Raw genomic sequence first — 20,268 nt, forward strand, 5'->3', positions numbered from 1 at the left:
AATTTTTTTGGGTGTATCCGCTGACGAATTTGCATGATAATAATACTAAGGAGCGAAATTTCGTGATTCTTATCACGCAAACCTGCAATAATTCATCTATATATTTATGTTAATGTGGGTTTCTTCACGAAAAATAAGATTTTTTTAGGTTATTATTATCATTGTATGCAATAGACTGAGTTTAGGGTAACAGAAGGATTAAATTTAATCTTTCAGGTGCTTTTTTTTCTTAAAATAAAACAAAATATTGTTAAATATAATTTTGATTACTTACTCCATATTGATGTTGATAACATTCTCAACGGGAAGCTGTAATAGAAAAAGATAATTTTAAATAACATTCAAAATTTGTCATTTTTTTGAGCGATTTTCTTTTGGCGAAAAATCGTGACGGATATCTATTGTCCTGAATATATTTCAGACAAATCTGCGATATAGAGATATTTTGCCTGAAAGAAAATCAAATTATTAAATTTAATATTTGATGGTGTACTTATTATGGTGAGAAGCATGAAGCCGTTGGCTGCTTTAATTGGATTATTGGTAATGTCTGGCAGTGCCAATGCGATTACAGTATACAACGACAATGGTGGCAAGGTGGATCTGACGGGTCAGTTTCGTATGAAAACGACGGTGAGCAGCGATGATCGTGATATTCGGATTAAAGATGATGGCAGCCGTATTGGTGTCGGAGCCAGTTATGTACTGACTCAAGACGTTAAAGTCTTCGGCAAAATGGAATGGGGTTCTGACACTCAAAAAACCAACAGCGAAAATAACACAACGAATTTTGAGATGTATAACCGGGTCGGTTATATCGGAGCTTCTCATCGTGATATTGGCGAAGTACGGGTAGGCCGCACTTATATCCCTATCGACTGGGTGAAAAAATCCAGTTACGGCTATGGCAATACAGGCGTATTTTATTTCAGTGATGTGCTGGGACGTGCAACAGGTTATGACAGCAAAGGTGTTGGTAAAAACAACTTCCTTACCCGTTTGCCTCAGACTATTTTCGTCCAGACCAATAGCTATCAAGGCTTCAAACTTGCGGCAACTTACAGCGGCAAATCCGGTTCTGATAACGAACGCAATCATGGTGATATTCGCAACGCTTACTCAGTTGTCGGCTTTTATAAATCGGACTTTGGTCTGGAAGTGAATGCGGGTTATTCCCAGGCGACGGGAGAGAAGAAAAAACCGATCACGATAGAAGATGGAAATAAAGAAAAAAGTGTTGTAGATGCTGGACTGGCTTCTCCACAAGATAGCCTGATGGCTATTGGTATGGAATATTATTTCCCCGGCAATGAATTTTCCATTGTTTTGGATTATGGGATAGCCCGCTCAAAAAATTCAGGATTAGTGTACAGGGAAGGCAGTGGTGACAGGTTGCAGGGCAAATCGGTCAAAGGTGACTGGAAAGCAAACTTGTATGGCTTGGGTGGAAAATGGCATTGGGACAAGGTGGGCAGCGGCATATATGCGGGATATTACCTGCGTGATGGGGATGCCAATACATTTAACTATAAAAAACAAACTTACACGGTTGGTTTAGATAAACGTTTTGCGGTTTCTAAGTACAATACGCTGATCCTGTTTGTTGAAACGGCATATGATGACGCCCGTAGCGATAATCCGGCTTATAAAGATAAAAAACAAACCATTCTGGGAACAGGAGCACGTTTGTCTTTTTAAGAAAAATTCATCGGGGGAGTCTGATCCGGCTCTCCCATAATTGTTCTATAACCCAGTAGATTTTGAGTTGCAACTTGAAAGATAACGGGTATATCAAGGGGAATAGCATGGTGAAGAATGCGTTGAAAGTGTCAACATTGGCAATGCTGGTGGCATTCAATGTGAACGCGGCGACTGTTGATTTACGTGTGATGGAAACATCGGATATCCACAGCAATTTGATTGATTTCGATTACTTTAAAGATAAATCCACTGAGCAATTTGGTTTGGTTCGTACCGCGAACTTAATTAAGGCAACCAAAGCGGAAGTGGCCAATGCGATTTTGGTTGACAATGGTGACTTGATTCAAGGCAGCCCGCTTGCGGATTATATGGCAGCAAAGGGACTGAAAAAAGGTGATGTTCATCCTGCCCACCAATTGATGAACACCATGGGTTATACCGTAGGCAACTTTGGTAACCATGAATTCAACTTTGGACTGGATTACCTGAAACAGGCTATCGCCGGTGCTAAATTCCCCTATATCAACGCCAATATCATTGATGCCAAAACCGGCAAAAACTATTTCACTCCGTATATTATCGTTGATACCCCGGTAAAAGACCGGGATGGTAAAGAACACACCATCAAGATTGGTTATATCGGTTTTGTTCCGCCACAAATCAGTATTTGGGACAAAGCAAATCTGGATGGCAAAGTCGTTGTTAATGACATTACGGAAACGGCAAAAAAATTCGTTCCCCAGATGAAAAAAGCGGGTGCTGATCTGATTATTGCCATTCCGCACTCTGGTTTTTCTCAAGATCCGTATAAAGCGATGGCAGAAAACTCGGTTTACTATCTGAGTGAAGTTCCGGGCATTAATGCCATCATGTTTGGTCATGCTCATGGTGTGTTCCCGAGCAAAGAGTACGCAGGGGTCAAGGGCGTTGATGTGGCCAATGGCACAGTCAATGGTATTCCTGCCGTCATGCCGGGACAGTGGGGCGATCATCTTGGCGTCGTTGATATCGTGATTAATAACGACAAGGGTGAATGGAAAGTCGAATCGGCTAAAGCGGAAGCGCGCCCTATCTACGATAAAGTCCATAAAAAATCACTGGTTGAGCGTGATAGCAAACTGGCCTCCATTATCGAAAAAGATCATCAGGGAACCCGTGATTTTGTGGGTAAATTCATTGGCAAAGCCTCTGCCAACATGTACAGCTATCTGGCCCTGATCCAAAGCGATCCAACCGTGCAGATCGTCAATGATGCGCAGGCGGATTACACCAAGCGCTTCATTCAGGGCGATCCGAATCTGGAGGGGATTCCTGTTCTGGCGGCGGCGGCCCCTTTCAAAGCGGGCGGACGTAAAAATGCGCCGGCTGACTTTGTGGAAGTGGAAAAAGGTGATCTGACTTTCCGTAACGCGGCTGATCTGTATCTCTATCCAAATACGCTGGTAGTCGTGAAAGCAACGGGGGCGGATGTCGTTGAATGGCTGGAATGCTCTGCGGGCATGTTTAACCAGATCGATCCAAACTCGACCCAGCCACAAGAATTGCTGAATTGGGATGGATTCCGTACTTACAATTTTGACACTATCACGGGTGTAAACTATAAAGTCGATCTGACCCAGCCCGCTAAATATGACACTGATTGTCAGCTTATCCATAAGGGCGCGAATCGTATCAAAGACGTGACCTATCAGGGCAAGCCGATTGATCCGAAAGCAACTTTCCTGATTGCTACCAATAACTATCGTGGTTATGGCGGCAAATTTGCAGGAACAGGCGATGATCATATTGCGTTTGCTTCACCAGATGAAAACCGCACCATTCTGGCCTCTTACATTTCCAGAGTCACTAAAGAGAAGGGTGTGGTATCAACACAGGCTGAAAACAACTGGTCATTCCTGCCAATCAAGACAGATAAACAACTGGATGTGCGCTTTGAAACTTCACCATCTGAAAAAGCGGCGAAATTCATCAAAGAGTACGCGCAATATCCGGTGAAATATCTGAAAAATGATGATATCGGTTTTGCTATCTATCAGATTGATCTGACAGAAAAAAATAAATAAAACTTCGCTGTACTGATGCCTGCTCCCTGAATTATCGGGGAGCAGGATAATTGTTGACACCCAATAGATTTTAAGTTGCTGCCAACGTTGTTATCAAGATCACTATCAATAAAGTAGCGGCCTGAAAGATCAGGGGGATACATGAAAATGGAGCTACCGATATGCCTTTTCTGAAAATGCGTTTTCTGAAGTCGTTACCCTTTCTAGAATCGTTATCCTTTCTAAAAATAGTGCCTCTCGTTCTGGCATTCATGGCATCGGGATGCGTAACTCCGCCCGAACCGACTGAACCACCAAAAGAGCAAATTGCATTGATGGCAGGGACTTCCTGCACAGTGCCGGAAAAGCCGACAGCCCATTATGATTATGATGCTGAAACCGACCATTACGGTCAGAACGACAAGGCTTCAACCGATTACTTTAAGCTGGCAGTTAACTACTCACCTGCATTTTGTGCTTACAAAAAGAAAGAAATAAAACAGCTTGAGCATGAGGGGAAAAAAGAACAAGCCCAACGCGAACATGAAAAGTTAGCATTTCAATGTTTCTCCGATAATAAATTTGGCTGGATACTGCATGGCCTGTGGGCGGAAACCTGCGATGGGAAATCCATGAAAGAGTGTCGTGACTGGTCAGAGATTCGTAAACATCCTCGTTTGTGTAAGGGCGATTTGCCCGCGTTAGATTATCAAACCATCAAACCTTACCTGTGTACTTCTCCCGGTATAGATTTATTGCAGGCGGAATGGGAAAAACACGGCGCTTGTGCCTTCGATACAGCAGAAAACTTTTTCGGCAAACAGCAGGAACTCTTCAACCGTTTAGTGTTACCAGCAGATCGCCCATCGAATAAGAAACTGATTCAATTCCTGCAAGAACATAATCCGGTGCTGAAAGGCAAACATATTCAGATTGTTCATGACGAATTTTATATCTGTTACAGCAAGAACTTTGAAGTCATTGATTGTCCGAAACCTGAACATTAAGAGATAACAAAATGAATGATAAATATAAGGCACTTCATAAAGATAAGTTACTTCCGATTGCGATTGGTGCGGTATTGCTGGCAGGATGTGCAACTAAGCCAGCTTATGATACAGCAAATGTGGTAGATGTCCGGATACTGGGCCTGAATGACTTTCATGGTGCGTTGAAAGCCCCCGGTCCTAACCAGCCGGGGGGAATTGAGCACATGGCAACTTTGATTAAAGAGCTGAAGCAAGAGAACCCGAATAACGTCGTCGTTGCCGCAGGGGATCTGATCGGTGCCAGCCCGCTGCTTTCTTCCATGTTCCACGATGAGCCGAGTATTGAAGCGCTATCCCTTGCTGGATTGGACGCAACATCTGTCGGTAACCATGAGTTTGATAAAGGTAAGGAAGAGTTACTGCGTAAGCAAAATGGCGGCTGTCATCCGGTGACTGGCTGTCAGGGACCAAAACCGTTCACGGGGGCTGATTTCCAATATCTGTCTGCTAACGTCACCGTTAATAAAACCGGTAAAACACTTTTCCCTGAATATGTCATCAAAGAGTTTGATGGAATTCCGGTTGCCTTTATCGGACTGACGCTGGAGGGAACACCCGCCATTGTGACACCGCAAGGTACTGAAGGACTGACTTTCTCCAATGAAGTTAAAACCATCAATGCGTTAGTGCCGGAATTGCAGAAAAAAGGCGTGAAAGCGATAGGAATTTTGATCCATGAAGGTGCTGCACAGAAGCCTGATGGTGGAAAGATTGACGTCAACGCCTGTAATGACGTGACCGGTAAGATATTGGATATCGTTAATCATCTGGATAAAGAAGTGGATTTTGTTATCAGTGGCCACACCCATCAGGCTTATAACTGTGTGATTAATGGTAAATCCGTCACTTCTGCTCAATCCAATGGCGCATTGCTGACTCAGTTGGATCTGAAACTGGATAAAACCACGAAAGATGTGGTGGACTTCAAGGCTAAAAATATCTGGGTTGATAACCGTAAATATGGCAAAGATCCCAAAATTACCGAATTACTCTCATCCTACGAAAAAATAGCCACACCGCTGGCAAACCGCGTGATCGGCAAACTGGAAAGTAATCTGACGAAAGAAACCAATGCAGCGGGCGAATCTGCATTGGGTAAAGTTATCGCGGATGCCCATTTATATGCAACAACGGCTAAAGCAGATGGCGGAGCACAGATTGCGTTTGTTAACAGCGGAGGGATCCGGGCACCGATGGACGCAGGAGATGTCACCTATAACGCGATTTACACTGTCCAGCCATTCTCCAATATGATGGTGACTAAAACATTGACCGGAGAGCAGATCAAACGACTGCTGGAACAGCAATGGGATCGTACTCGTCCGCAAGTTCTGCTGGTATCACATAGCTTCCAATATTCATGGGATAGCACCAAACCTGTGGGTGATCGCGTGATTGCCGGTTCGATGAAAATCAACGGGAAGCCTGTAGATATGAAAGCGAAATACCGCGTGGCAGCCAATGAATATCTGGCGACGGGAGGAAGTAATTTCTCGGTATTTAAAGAGGGAACTGATCCGGTATATAGTGTGCCGGATGTGGATGCAGTCGTGAAATACTTCAAGGAAAAATCCCCCATTCATTACCCGAAACAAGATCGGATTATTGATCTCGGAGCAAAATAATGTGACAGCGGTAAAAGATAACGCAGACCGCAGTAGCTAAAACAAATAGATTAAAGATACTGTAACAGGTGTTTAATCCAGATCATCTGAATACAAAGAATTAAGTGCAACGCTAATTATGATGCGTTGCACTTATTCATTCGGCTGATTTACAAATTTAAATATAGTTTTAATTAATCAAAGACTTTACTCGTAATAGTAGTATTTATGTTAGTAATGCTGATAAGGTGACGATTATAAGGTGATAGTGATATATGTAATTATTATTAATAATGAAAACAGTTATGGAGGCTATTCATATGCAGAAAATGATGGCAAGGCTAATAAAAAATAAAATTGCCAAAGCATTAACCTGTTCCGTCAGTCTGATACTGGGAAGTACGACATTATCTTATGCCGCAGTTATTCCCCCCAATGTTCAATTAGCCGATAAGCAAGAAATCACCCGCAATAACTTTGCTGAACCTGGTTCTATTATTACTCAATAAAGTTAATTAAAGCAGCAGATTAATAAATATGGTAGCGTAATGTAATAATAAAAATAGTCATTAATGGAGATTAAAAATATGAAGAAAATCATGGCGAGTTTGCTTAAAAACAAACTCACCCAAATCCTTACCTACTCGATGGGAATACTATTAACAAATATTGCACCCTCTTATGCTGCCGTCGTTCCACCGGGCACACAATTAGCGGAGAAACAGGAAATTGTGCGTAATAACGGGACTTTTCCTGCCTCTTTGGATGTACATAAAGTAGAAAGTAACATTGAACTGAATATTATCCATGATTTTTTTGATGGTTTAGTCTACACCGATAACAAAGGCAAAATTATTCCCCGTCTGGCGGAACGTTGGGAAACCAGCGATAACCAAACGTGGATTTTTCATATAAGAGAAGGCGCGAAATGGTCTGATGGCACACCGATTACTGCCCATGATGTCGTATTTAGCTGGCGGCGCCTGCTTGATCCGGAAATAGGATCGCCTTATGGCAGTTATCTTGGAACTGCTCATGTCGTGAATGCAAACGACATAATGTCAGGCAAGAAGAAACTGGAAGAACTCGGCGTTAAAGCACTGGATAATTCCACTCTTGAAGTAAAACTCGATAAACCCGTAGCTTATTTCTTGCAGATATTAACCCATCCGGTTTTAGTGCCAGTCAGTGAAAAAATTGTCCGAAAATACGGCGATAAATGGACGCATCCTGACACTTTTGTGGGCAGCGGGGCATTCAAACTGTCTGAATGGAAAGTAAATGAACACGTGGTAGGCATCCGGAATACTCACTATTGGGATAATGAAAATACAGTGATTAATAAAGTCACTTATCTTGCTCTCGTATCGGAAAAATCAGATTTAAACCGTTACCTCGCAGGGGAAATCGACATTACTCATACTATTCCTCTGGATTCCTTTGCATCATTAAAGAAAACTTTGGGCGATCAGGTTCATATCGATCCGATGTTAAGTACCTATTATTACGCCTTCAATACCAAAAAACCGCCATTTAATGATGTCAGAGTCAGGAAGGCATTAAGTTTAGCCATAGACAGAGAAGTCATTGCCGAAAAGGTCTTTGGAATGGGGCAACTGCCCGCTTACCATGTCCTTCCTCCCAATATCGGCGGGATTATATTAACCCAGCCAGAGTATGCCTTATGGACACAGGCACAGCGGATTCAAAAAGCCAAAGAACTCCTGAATGAAGCGGGTTTTAACGAGAACAATCCGCTTAAATTTGACTTGCTTTACAACACGAAGGAATCACATAAAAAACTGGCGATTGCTGTGACTTCCATGTGGAAACAGAACCTCGGTATTCAGGCCAACTTGCAAAACCAAGAATGGAAAGTAATGTTGGATAATATGCACCAGAACAAATTCGATGTTGTCAGATACGCATGGACAGCGGATTACAATAGCCCGATGTCTTTTCTGGATACTTTCCTAACTGGCAGCAGCCATAACATACCGCAATATTCTAATAGTGATTTCGACCAGATGGTGATTAAAGCCGGTGAAACCAATGACACGGCTTATTACCAAAAAGCACTGGATATCTTAAATAATGATATGCCGGTAATTCCTGTTTATTATTATGTCATTAATCACATGATAAAACCGCATGTCGGTGGAGTGTATGTAAGTCCAATGGATTATATATCTTCCAAAGATCTCTATATTATTAAGCATTAAAAAATAATCGGAGCCTGTCTTATCAGACTCTGATTACAGAATTCATTAAATTAATGAGGATGTAACTAGTGAAAATAAGAGTAAATACAACTTTGGAGAAGTAAAATATGCCAAAAATAATTAACACAAAAAAAATAAAACTATTATCTTGTGTCATTGCATTAATGTGGGGAAATATCTCACTATCTTATGCGGCGGTTGTGCCAGAAGGAATAAAATTATCTGAAAAACAAGAGATTGTAAGAAATAATGGTTCAGAACCAGCTTCTTTGGATGTGCATAAAGTTGAAAGTGATACTGAATTTAACATCATCAGTGATTTTTTTGATGGCTTGATTTATATCGATCAGAAAAGTGAAATTAAACCAAAGTTAGCAACAAGCTGGGAAACGAATGACAATAAAAATTGGATCTTTCATCTGAGAAAAGATGCGAAATGGTCTGATGGTTCGCCGATCACTGCGCATGATGTGGTATTTAGCTGGCGGCGTTTAATTGATCCACTAACCGGCTCTCCTTATGGAAATTACCTTGTGAATGCTTCAGTGGTTAATGCCACTGACGTTCTGCAAGGTAAAAGTAAAGTGGAAGCATTGGGTATAAAAGCACTTGATGATTTTACGGTAGAAGTAAAATTAGATAAGCCTGTCGGAGACTTTTTACAGATGCTGGCACATCCCAGTATGATTCCGATAAATGAAAAAATGGTCAAAAGATATGGCGATAAATGGACAAAGCCTGAGTACTTTGTTGGCAGCGGTGCATTTAAATTATCTGAATGGGTTGTTAATGAAAGAGTCGTCGGTATCAGAAATCCTCAGTATTGGGATGATAAAAATACCGTTATTAATAAAGTGACTTATCTTGCGTTGGCATCTGATAAAGCCGATCTAAATCGTTATCTGGCAGGTGAAATTGATATTACTCTGACCATTCCACTAGAATCATTTGCTTCATTAAAGAAAAAATATCCCGAACAAGTCAATATATCACCCCGAATAGGTACTTATTTTTATGAATTTAACACGAAAAAACCACCTTTTAATGATATCAGGGTAAGACAAGCACTGAATTTAGCGGTAGATAGGAATGTTATTGCCGATAAGGTATTAGGGCAGGGACAGAAAGCAGCTTATACCCTTCTCCCGCCTGATACCGGAGGTTTTTCTTTCCAACAACCTGATTATGTTTCCTGGACACAAGAGCAACGTATCGCAAAAGCCAGAGAATTATTAAATGAGGCAGGATTTAATCAAAGTAATCGGCTTAAATTTAATTTATTGTATAACACCTCGGAAGCGCACAAAAAAATTGCCATTGCAGTGAGTTCTATGTGGAAAAAGAATCTTGGTGCTGATGTCATTTTGCAAAATCAAGAATGGAAAGTGGTGCTGGATAACAAATACCAAGGAAAGTTTGATATTGCCAGATATGGTTGGATTGCCGATTATAATAGCCCGATGACATTTTTCAATATTTTCACGACAGGCCATACGCAGAATTCATCATCTTATTCAAATAAAAAGTTTGATGAGCTGGTGTCTGAATCCGGAAGAACCAATTATAAATCCAGTTACCAACAAGCGTTAGATATCGTGACTCACGATGCGCCAATTATTCCTGTTTATTATTATGTTAATGCCAAGATGGTCAAACCTTATATTGGTGGTTTTTATGTGGATTCAAGAGGATATGTTTTCACAAAGGATCTTTATGTCATTAAGCACTGAATATAAATGAATGTATTTTAAATACTAAAAAAATTATGGAGCGCATTAAAATGCAGAAAATAATGGGAACATTAATTATGAGCAAGAAGATCAAACTACTCTCTTGTGCTATTGCATTGATATCAGGGAATATCGCAGTGTCCCATGCCGCCGTTGTTCCTCCTGGTACAAAACTTGCCGCGAAGCAGGAGATTGTGCGTAATAATGGCGCTGAACCCGCTTCATTGGATACTCATAAAGTTTCGAGTGATGTTGAGTTCAATATTATCAGCGACTTTTTTGAAGGTTTAATTAATGTTAATAAACAGGGCAAAGTTGAGCCAAGATTAGCTGAACGCTGGGAAACCAGAGATAATAAGACATGGATATTTCATTTAAAAAAAGATATCAAATGGTCAGATGGTTCACCCATTACGGCTCATGATGTGATATTCAGTTGGAGGCGATTGATTGAGCCAGACACTGTTTCACCTTATGGCAGTTATCTTGAAAATGCGTCTGTAGTGAATGCGAGTGATGTACTGACTGGTAAGAAAAAACCGGAAGAGCTTGGGGTAAAGGCGCTGGATGATTTTACTCTGGAAGTTAAATTAGATAAACCCGTCGGGGATTTCCTGCAAATGCTGGGCCATCCGGTTACGTTTCCTATCAGTGAAAAAGCCGTAAAAAAATATGGTGATAAGTGGACCAGAGTGGGAGCATTTGTGGGAAGCGGACCCTATAAACTCTCTGAATGGGTTGTAAATGAAAAACTGGTCGGAGTCAGAAATCCTCAATATTGGGATGATAAGAATACCGTCATTAATAAAGTCACTTACCTTCCTCTGTCTTCAGAAAAAGCGGATTTAAACCGTTATCTGGCGGGTGAAATCGATATTACTAATACTATTTCAACAGAAGATTTTCCGTCATTGAGGAAATCATTGCCTGATGAGGTGAAAATTTCTCCCAAGTCAACGGTATATTTTTATGAGTTTAATAATAAAAAACCGCCATTTAATGATGTCAGAGTCAGGAAAGCACTGAGTCTAGCCGTAGATCGGGATATTATTGTTGATAAAATATTGGGGCAGGGGCAATTACCGGCTTATTCGATGCTGACGCCAAATATTGGTGGATTCAATTTTGAGCAACCTGATTATGCGTCATGGACTCAGGAGCAGCGTATTGCTAAAGCAAAAGAGTTATTGAATGAAGCTGGATTTAATAAAGATAACCCCCTTGCTTTTAGTATTCTTTATAATACACAGGAATCACATAAGAAAATTGCTATTGCAGTGAGTTCAATGTGGAAGAAAAATCTTGGTGTAAGTGCCGCGTTGCAGAATCAAGAATGGAAAGTCATGCTGGATAATATGCATCAAGGTAAATTTGATGTTATCCGGCGGGCATGGGTGGCTGATTATGATAGTCCAATGACATTCTTAGCTATGTTTTCATCTGGACAAATTAAAAATACATCCATGTATGAAAACAAAGAGTTTGATGAAATTTTGGAAAAAGCAAGTGCAACTAACTCTAAAGATTATTATCAGAAAGCCTCTGACATATTAACAAAAGACCTCCCGGCTATTCCTATTTATTTTTACGTTAACCATCATATGGTTAAGCCTTATGTCGGCGGTTTTGATATTAACTCAAGGGGTGAGTATTTCACAAAAGACCTTTATATTATTGAACATTAAAAAGAATAATATTTAATAATTTTCAAGCTGCAACTTTATCAGATGCAGCTTGAAAAAGTATAAAATATAGTTTTTAAATTGGTTAAGACCAATTACCATGACCAGAAGCTACACCTATCATTGGTCCTCCGATACCTTCAAAAGACCCCAAAGGACTCAACGATGTATTGAGAAATAATATAGAAATTCCCACCGCAGTATCGGCCATAGTATAAAGAGTACCTTCTGTGGTAAGCCTATCAATATCACTTGTTAATAAAGTTCCAGTAAAATTAAGATAGCCTATTGATTCAAATCCCCAGGCTCCTCCTTTAAATTTTTTTCCAATATCAAGACTTAAGTCAAGTGATGTGTAAAAAACAGTACTCTCTACATGTACTGTACCTGAGTAGCTATTTATACCTAAATTTAATACTTTTTCTTTAATATTATTAATAGTGTCATTGTCAAGTTTTCCATCCATGATTTTGACTAGGTAATTTACGGGTTTTAACCTGTTTTCTATAGAAAAGATATTTTTCATATAATGATTCCTGTATGTTTTTTATTAATGAATTTAATGAAAATAAATTAATAACATTCCAATCTCTATTGGTGAATTATAATTTATCTATATAATAATGTTGTATGTATATTCGCCTTAATAGTGTTTTTCTTTTGTGAAAAATATGGAGTAACCTGTGGGTTAACATAATAAGTACTACATTCTGATACATGAGGAATCCTTGCTCCCCGTGTCTAGAGGAGTAAGGAGGTAATTCATGATTTTGAAATGTCATTTATTTTTAAAAAAATAAGCATAGCGAATTAATACCAATTTCCAGTACCAGTACTGGCACCTCCTACTGATCCGAATCCTATTCCGTCAAAGCGTCCATAAATGTCAGTTATGAATGTTGAAGTGGAAAAGCCTACCATTAATGTAACTGTAGTTGCAGCTGATAAGAAATGAGTGCATTCATTAAAAACTTTTTCAATATTATTGGTATGAAGTCTTCCTACATATTTTCCATAGCCAGGTGCGTGAAATCCATAAGCATCACCTTCAAAATGTTTGCTACCATCAATATAGATTTTATAAGATGAATAGAAACCAAAACTAACCACAGTTGCTGACGCAGCATAAACGTACTCGTAATTTTGAGATAAATTTTTTTCTGTGTTATTAATGGTTTCTTCGTCTATTTTTCCTCTCATACTTTCAGTCAATAAATTTCTGAGTTTAAATTTTTCTTCAGCAAGTAATACTGAGTCTTTTTCAACTGATGATTTTTCTGTCATAATACTCTCCTGATTTTAATGTTAAAATAACCAAATGCGGATAGTTATTTTAGTTTTTTCACTGTTTACACTTTAATTTTATAAGATACCTTGTTTACTTTTTAATATTAACTTCCATCTTATTGTTTATAAAATATATAAAAAATATTTTTTATAAATAGGCAGGGTTAATATAAATTAAATAATAATTTTAAAATTAAATATGAATATTTAATGTTTATCCAGTTAGATTATTTACCGAACTTCATCTCTATTTAAATCATAGTGCATGTTTAAATGTTTTCAAGGTGAAATGATATTGTTTTTTAGGATGGCGTTGTATTTGGAAGAAGGTTATGGATATTGATAATTTTTTATTATTGCTAGTGTAATAACATCTGGGTTTGATAAGTATAACAGTATATTTATAAGTTCATGTTTATACAGTTAGCATAATGAAATTATTATTATGTTTCCTTGTTTGTTATGTTTCAGAAAATATCACTTTTGAGTGATTTTTTAGGTGAGTAAATCAAGCTATCTTTATTATTTTAAAGATAAAATGTTAAATGTTCTCATAGTAATTAACTAAAGTGTACAATTGCTTTTTATTTAGTTAAATTCTTCAATAAATATGATTGTTATATGAATAAAATCTGACAATAATTTGTATTGAAATAAATTATAGACAGCCTGTTTTACTTGAAGATATCTTATTAATTAGGGTCTATTATGCGGATAAATCTTTACAGATGACTGTAGCAATTTCGGCAACTGTCGGCGCTTGGAGTAGCTGCCGCATTGTGAAATTGCCCGCAATATTCTCTCTGATCGCCACGGTCATCTGTACTGCCAGTAGTGAATGTCCCCGAGGGAGAAAAAGCTATCATGTATTCCCCCCTGACGAATTTTCAGTAAGTTTTGCCATATCTGACAGAACCTCTGTTCTAAAGGATTACGGGGGGGCAACATAATACTGTCGGCGAAAATCATCGTCATTGGGGATAAGGATAATGTTTTTTTGTCAGGTAATGTAAAATAACTGTATGTTTTTTTGAATGCTTGAATAAATAATTAACTAGAATAATATGTTAGCTGTCATAGTCCTAGTAATAGGATAGTGCACGACAATACATCCTCAATATTAGGCTAATATTATATTAGCTTTCAGGATTAGGGGGGATGGGAAATTTTTCATACTTACATTGTTAACAGCATAATACTAATCACTCCAATCACGTAGTTATAAACATAGAATTATCTTTGCGCCCGAGGATTGATTCTCTTTCCATCATCCTTCATTTTTGAATCCATATTTCAAACATAAATTAATTTTTATAAAAACTGAGGTTAAATAATAAATGCGATAGCATGATTTTTTGGGGAATATAGTATGTTAAATAAAATTGGAATTAATACGTTAAAAATATTATCTTACTCTATCAGTATTATGTTGGCTGGTATCACATTATCTTATGCGGCAGTAATCCCACCCGGAACACAATTAGCCGAAAAACAAGAAATTGTGCGCAATAATGGTTCAGAGCCTGCTTCACTGGATGTCGGTAAAGTTGAAGGTAATATAGCAATTAATATTATAAATGATTTTTTTGATACATTAGTGAGCATCGATAAGGAAGGACAGATTATACCTAAACTGGCAGAAAGCTGGGAAACGAAAGATAACAAAACATGGATTTTTCATTTAAGGAAGGGAATCAAATGGTCTGATGGTACACCGATTACCGCTCATGATGTGGTGTTTAGCTGGCGGCGCTTAACAGATCCTAAAATGCTTTCTCCTTATGGCAGCTATTTTGCGGATGCCTCTGTAGTGAATGCGAAAGAGATTTTAGCCGGAAAGAAAAAAGCTGAGGATCTTGGTGTCAAAGCGTTGGATAACGCTACATTAGAAGTTACGTTAGAAAAGCCCGTTGGATATTTCTTACAGATGCTGGCTTTCGCTATTACGTCTCCGATGAGTGAGAAAGTCGTCGAAAAATACGGTGATAGATGGACTCAACCTGAATTTTTTGTTTCTAGTGGGGCATTTAAATTATCTGAATGGAAAGTAAATGAAAAAATTGTCGGCGTCAGAAACCCTCAATATTGGGATAATAAGAATACGGTAATTAATAAAGTAACTTATCTCCCTCTTTCATCAGATATTTCAGATTTAAATCGTTATCTGGCCGGAGAGATAGATATGACATTTACTATTCCGTTGGAACATTTTGCATCATTAAAGAAACAAATTGGTTCACAAGTTCATATTACACCCATTCTTAGTACATATTACTATGCGTTTAATACTAAAAAAGCACCATTTAACGATGCCAGAGTCAGGCAGGCATTAGGCCTTGCTCTGGACAGAGACATTATTGCCAATAAGGTTGTAGCTCAAGGTCAGATACCTGCTTATACAATTCTTCCACCAGGAATTGGTGGTTTTAAATTTAACAAACCTGATTATGAATTCTTGACGCAAGCACAGAGAATTAAAAAAGCGAGGCAATTATTGAATGAAGCCGGTTTTAATAAGACGCATCCTCTTACATTTAATTTGGTTTATAACTCATCAGATATGCATAAGAAAATTGCTATTGCGGCAACGTCAATGTGGAAAGAAAACCTTGGTGTTATTGTTAAGACACAAACTGAAGAATGGAAAGTTTTGTTAGATAATGAGCATCAGGGAAAATTTGACGTTGTCAGAGGCGGATGGATTAGCGATTATAACAATCCGATATCTTTTTTAAATATTTTCACAACAAATCAGACGAATAATATATCATTCTATGCAAATAAAGATTTTGATAGTTTGGTAAGTGAAGCCGGAGAAACCAATAAGCAAGAGGATTTTCAAAAGGCAGTTGATATCCTAACTAAAGATACACCAATTACACCTGTTTATTATTATGTTAATGCGATATTGGTGAAGCCTTATATTGGGGGGTATTCCTCTAATTCCCTGGGCGAAACATCAACGAAAGACCTTTATGTTATTAAACATTAAATTAATTATGTTTGGTGATTGATTAAAACTATTGGGTATAGATCAACCTATTCTATTGAGAGCCTGCGAATGCAGGCTCTGTCTGAAAAATTATTGTAATGCTTTACGGGCTGCTAAGGCTAAAAAACCACTGCGGCTGCCAAATTCAGGATGTTGTTTAACTTTTGTATCAATGCGATTAATTAAACGTAGTGGCAATGTAATATTAATACGCTCGATTTTGCCTTCGAACTGATTCATATCCATATTGATATCTGATTTTCCGTGATTAAATCCGAAACTCTGGTGCTAATTGACTGAATCCCAACCCATTATTCTTTTCTACTTTGATTTGAACAGGAATGCGTTCTTTTAATGCTTCTACATGACTGATTATGCCGATAGTTTTTCCTGATGCATTGAGGTGATCCAGTGCATCCAAGGCGATTTCAAGGGTTTCTGGATCAAGCGTACCAAAGCCTTCATCAAGGAACAGGGATTCTATCTGTGTCTTATTACTCACCAGATCCGATAAGGCAAGTGCAAGTGCAAGGCTGACCAGAAAACTTTCCCCGCCTGAAAGGGTTCTGGTATCGCGCATGGCATCCGCTTGCCAGGTATCAACAACTTGTAATTCCAGACCGCCATTGTCTTTACGCTGCAAGTAATAGCGACCATGTAACTTTTCCAGCCGGATATTCGCCAGATGTACGAGATGATCCAGTGTTAAGCCTTGGGCAAAACGGCGGAATTTAGCACCATCAGCAGACCCAATGAGATTATTGAGATAACTCCAGTCATCATAGTTTTGTTGTGAAAGGGCAATTTGTGTCAGTAATGTTTGTTGTTGTTGGCGGCGGTTTGTATCGCTGCTCAGTATGGTTCTGACTTCGCCTTGTTGCTGGTTATTGTGTTTCAGTTTAGCTGTAACGTCAGTTAACACGGCTGATAATTGCTGAGGATCATGTGATTCAAGTAGTTGTGGCTGCGTTTCTGTATGTCGCTGTAATGCCACTTCTGATTCATGATATTTTGTTTGAGCCTGCAATTTTTGTTGTCCGAGTTTTTCTTGTAATTGTTGTAATTTTTCCCGTTGCTCAGGCTCTAATAAGGCTTGTTCGAAAGACGATTGATCAGAAAAATTTTGCTGTTCCAATCCGGCTTGGAAGTGGCTGGCAGCAAGTTTGTAGTTTGCTTCGGCCGCGATACAACTTTTTTCAATTTCACTGGCAGCGCCGGTTAATTGATTCATTTTATTTTGCAGTTCTTGCTGATGGATAACGGCCTGCTTGTAAGCGGTTTCCAACTCATTGGCTTTTTGTTGTACGCCTTGACGAACATCAGTAACAGATTGCTCCCCAAATAAGTTGCGGCGTTCCTGACATGTTGTTTCCAATAACTGCTTTTGTTGCTGCTGTTGCCCATTCAAGCTATGAATATGGATGGCTAGTTTATTTTTTTGCTTTTCCAGTTCATTTAACTTGCTTTGCAGGGCGGCCTGTTCTTTCTGTAGCTCCTGCCATCTTTCACGTGATTCACGGTAATTTTTTAATTCTTGTTCACGTTGCTGTAGCCAATTTTCTGCCTCTTGATAGGCGGGCAGGACAAAAGGTGTCGTGGTTAACCCGGTATTTAATTGTTGTTCCGTCTCTGCGTACTCGCTTTCTATCTGTCGGATTTCTGTTGTTTTTTCTGCTAGTTGTTTCTGGGCTGCACTCTGCTTGAATTTTTCCAGCTCAATACTTTTTTCACATGCACTGTGTTGTTCACGGTTAGCAGCCAGTGATTTTTCTGCTGCTTGGCAGGCTTTTTCTGCCTGTAAAAGTGCTTCCTGTTGTGTCAGGTGCTGTTGATAATCAGATTGCCGTTGATTGATAAAACGGCTGACTAATTCTGTATCCATCGGCAATTCTGTGGCCTGTAGTTGTTGGCAATGATAAGCCCATTGTTTAACCAATTCGGCCAGTTTAGCGCTAAATTGTGTCATCTTTTGCTGTAACTGTTCGCTATGTTGCTGCTGAATCTGTTGTTTCTGCTGTAGGGCTGTGCGATTTTCTTGTAGTTGCTCGATCTGTTGACGTAGGATCTTCAATCGTTCTTCTGATTGTGGCAGAGCGATGTTTTGATATTCGCTGATTAGAGGGTGGTGAGTTGAACCGCAGAGAGGGCAGGATTCCCCCTCTTTTAATTGTGTCCGTTCTTTTTCCAGACTGGCGATCCGCTGCTCCAGACGAATGCGATTGTTGAGATCATCATAGTGTTGCTGCTTTTCTGCTAATTGTTGATTAAGGCCTGTTATCTGATCCGGTAATGATTTCACTAATTCCTGTGATCGTACCCATTGAATTTGATCGTCATTGATCGAGGCTTGTAACTGCTGGATCTGTGGGAGTAAAATCTCCAACTGGTTCTGTGAAACCAGTTTTTTCTGATAATTTAATAAATGATTCTGTAACTGCTCCAATGGGTGTTTTTTCTGTAAAGCAGCGAGCTGACTTTCGGCGGTGCCAAGGTTATTGTGCAGTGTTTGGCTCAGTTTTCTTTGCGTTGCGAGTTCGGCATCTAACGTATTTAAATGATTGGTTGTGCGGCTGATTTCCGTCGTGATTTGCTGGCTATTTTGTATAAGTTGATTGATTTTTGTTTGCCGTTCTTTCTGACGGGTAAATAATTGCTTCCATTCAGGCAGTTTACTGTCCAGATTTCGGTAATAGGGATGTTGCTCGTAGTAAGATTCCAGCTCTTTTTGTTCTTTGTGCAACGTCTCAGTATGTTTCTGCGCAGCTTGGTATTGGGAATGAAGATCAGAATATTCGCGGTTTTGCCCTGAGGTGTCTTTCTCAAGTGTCAGGAGATCTTTGGTTTGAATATCAATTTTATGATCGAGCGGCATAATTTGCTCTAAGATGAGCTTTTCCTGCTGATTCTGATATTGTTGGTGCTCTCCCCGCGCTTTTTCCAATAGCGTAAGTTGTTGTTCGATTGGGCGCAGTAGTGCAATCTGCTGCTGGCGTTCATGTTCTATTTTTGTGCGCTGTTCAGTGAGTCGCTGTTTTTCATGAAGGCTGCGATTTTGTGTTTCCCACAATGGACGGATTTTTTCTGCCGGTTCACTGGCTGCCAGTTGTTGTAATTGAGGTTGTGCCTCTTGAATTGCAAGCGCAGATTGCTGCAAAAGAGAGGTATTGTTTACCTGCGATTGCTGAAGTTCATTGCGCCTGAAAAGCCACTGTTCGGCAACTTGTAATGCTTTAATTTGCTGGCTGAGCAGGGTTTCTTCTGCAATAAGCTGTTGTTGCTGGTTTTGGTACGCTTGTTGTTGTTCTGGTGTGAGTAATTCAATGGAAGACGCTTTGGCCTGTTGAATATTCAGCTCTGATTGTGCCTCTTTATGGCGCTGATAAATTTCCTGGGACAGAATGCCGTAAATTTCTGTGCCTGTTAACTCTTCCAGTAGATCTGCCCGATCTTTATCCTGAGCATTCAGGAATGCAGCAAACTCGCCCTGCGACAAGAGCATGGATTTGGTAAAGCGACTAAAGTCCAGTCCTGTTATTTCAGCGATTTTTTCTTTTTTCTCTGGGATCTTGTCGGCTAAGATTTTTCCATCTTCTTTGAGCGCTAACTCTCCTTTTGGCTGTTGGAGCTTGCCATCGGCTTGGTTACGAGCGCGACGCTGACTCCAGAATGCCCGATAAACGACGCCTTTGACTTCGAACTCTACTTCCGCAAGGCATTCAGCGGTATGGTGGGTCATTAACTCATTTTGTGATAGGGAGATAGTCTTGAGCCGTGGTGTTTCATGATACAGCGCGAGACAAATGGCATCCAGCAAGGACGTTTTTCCTGCGCCAGTTGAACCAATGATGGCAAATAACCCGTTGCTGGCAAAAGGTTCTGCCGTAAAGTCAATTTTCCATTCACCTTTCAGAGAATTGATATTTTTCAGCCGTAAGCTAAGAATTTTCATGGCATAGGTT

The 20,268-nt window shown here is 39.5% G+C and carries 13 protein-coding genes and 1 pseudogene; 9 read left to right on the forward strand and 5 right to left on the reverse strand.

What is annotated here, in order from left to right; genetic code table 11:
- The first annotated feature begins 510 nt into the window (after window positions 1–510).
- From FE394_RS07525 to FE394_RS07560, 8 genes are all read left to right on the forward strand, one after another.
- Window positions 511–1,698, forward strand: coding sequence for a porin (locus FE394_RS07525; RefSeq protein ID WP_319925780.1), 1,188 nt, complete (start codon window positions 511–513; stop codon window positions 1,696–1,698).
- A gap of 107 nt (window positions 1,699–1,805) precedes the next feature.
- Complete coding sequence (locus FE394_RS07530) at window positions 1,806–3,764, forward strand: bifunctional 2',3'-cyclic-nucleotide 2'-phosphodiesterase/3'-nucleotidase (RefSeq protein WP_319925781.1); 1,959 nt, start codon at window positions 1,806–1,808, stop codon at window positions 3,762–3,764.
- 161 nt (window positions 3,765–3,925) lie between these two features.
- Entirely contained in the window at window positions 3,926–4,750 is an 825-nt protein-coding gene (locus tag FE394_RS07535; protein ID WP_319925782.1) for a ribonuclease T2 family protein, read from the forward strand.
- Between the two features lie 11 nt (window positions 4,751–4,761).
- A complete protein-coding gene (locus FE394_RS07540; RefSeq protein ID WP_319925783.1) occupies window positions 4,762–6,417 on the forward strand; it encodes a bifunctional metallophosphatase/5'-nucleotidase in 1,656 nt (551 codons plus the stop codon).
- Between the two features lie 299 nt (window positions 6,418–6,716).
- Window positions 6,717–6,905, forward strand: coding sequence for a hypothetical protein (locus FE394_RS07545; RefSeq protein WP_319925784.1), 189 nt, complete (start codon window positions 6,717–6,719; stop codon window positions 6,903–6,905).
- Between the two features lie 78 nt (window positions 6,906–6,983).
- Complete coding sequence (locus tag FE394_RS07550; protein ID WP_319925785.1) at window positions 6,984–8,618, forward strand: peptide ABC transporter substrate-binding protein; 1,635 nt, start codon at window positions 6,984–6,986, stop codon at window positions 8,616–8,618.
- A 107-nt stretch (window positions 8,619–8,725) separates the two neighbouring features.
- Complete coding sequence (locus tag FE394_RS07555) at window positions 8,726–10,348, forward strand: ABC transporter substrate-binding protein (protein WP_319925786.1); 1,623 nt, start codon at window positions 8,726–8,728, stop codon at window positions 10,346–10,348.
- A gap of 77 nt (window positions 10,349–10,425) precedes the next feature.
- Complete coding sequence (locus tag FE394_RS07560) at window positions 10,426–12,033, forward strand: peptide ABC transporter substrate-binding protein (protein WP_319925787.1); 1,608 nt, start codon at window positions 10,426–10,428, stop codon at window positions 12,031–12,033.
- 82 nt (window positions 12,034–12,115) lie between these two features.
- Here the strand turns inward: FE394_RS07560 and FE394_RS07565 are convergent, their stop codons facing one another.
- The 3 genes from FE394_RS07565 to FE394_RS07575 form a co-directional block, all read right to left on the reverse strand.
- A complete protein-coding gene (locus tag FE394_RS07565; RefSeq protein ID WP_319925788.1) occupies window positions 12,116–12,556 on the reverse strand; it encodes a VapA/VapB family virulence-associated protein in 441 nt (146 codons plus the stop codon).
- 284 nt (window positions 12,557–12,840) lie between these two features.
- Complete coding sequence (locus FE394_RS07570; protein WP_319925789.1) at window positions 12,841–13,314, reverse strand: VapA/VapB family virulence-associated protein; 474 nt, start codon at window positions 13,312–13,314, stop codon at window positions 12,841–12,843.
- 709 nt (window positions 13,315–14,023) lie between these two features.
- Window positions 14,024–14,137 carry a hypothetical protein gene (locus FE394_RS07575; protein WP_419836316.1) on the reverse strand — a complete coding sequence of 38 codons (114 nt, stop codon included), beginning with the start codon at window positions 14,135–14,137 and terminating at the stop codon, window positions 14,024–14,026.
- Window positions 14,138–14,686: 549 nt separating this feature from the next.
- On the opposite strand from FE394_RS07575, the gene FE394_RS07580 reads away from it, so the two are divergent.
- A complete protein-coding gene (locus tag FE394_RS07580; protein ID WP_319925791.1) occupies window positions 14,687–16,309 on the forward strand; it encodes an ABC transporter substrate-binding protein in 1,623 nt (540 codons plus the stop codon).
- Window positions 16,310–16,399: 90 nt separating this feature from the next.
- Here FE394_RS07580 and FE394_RS07585 read toward each other — a convergent pair.
- Window positions 16,400–16,564, reverse strand: a pseudogene (locus tag FE394_RS07585) (type II toxin-antitoxin system HicB family antitoxin); the annotation flags it as partial.
- 13 nt (window positions 16,565–16,577) lie between these two features.
- Window positions 16,578–20,258 carry an SbcC/MukB-like Walker B domain-containing protein gene (locus FE394_RS07590; protein WP_319925792.1) on the reverse strand — a complete coding sequence of 1,227 codons (3,681 nt, stop codon included), beginning with the start codon at window positions 20,256–20,258 and terminating at the stop codon, window positions 16,578–16,580.
- Window positions 20,259–20,268: the final 10 nt, after the last annotated feature.

Source organism: Xenorhabdus littoralis, assembly GCF_033949345.1.
Classification (GTDB): Bacteria; Pseudomonadota; Gammaproteobacteria; order Enterobacterales; family Enterobacteriaceae; genus Xenorhabdus; species Xenorhabdus littoralis.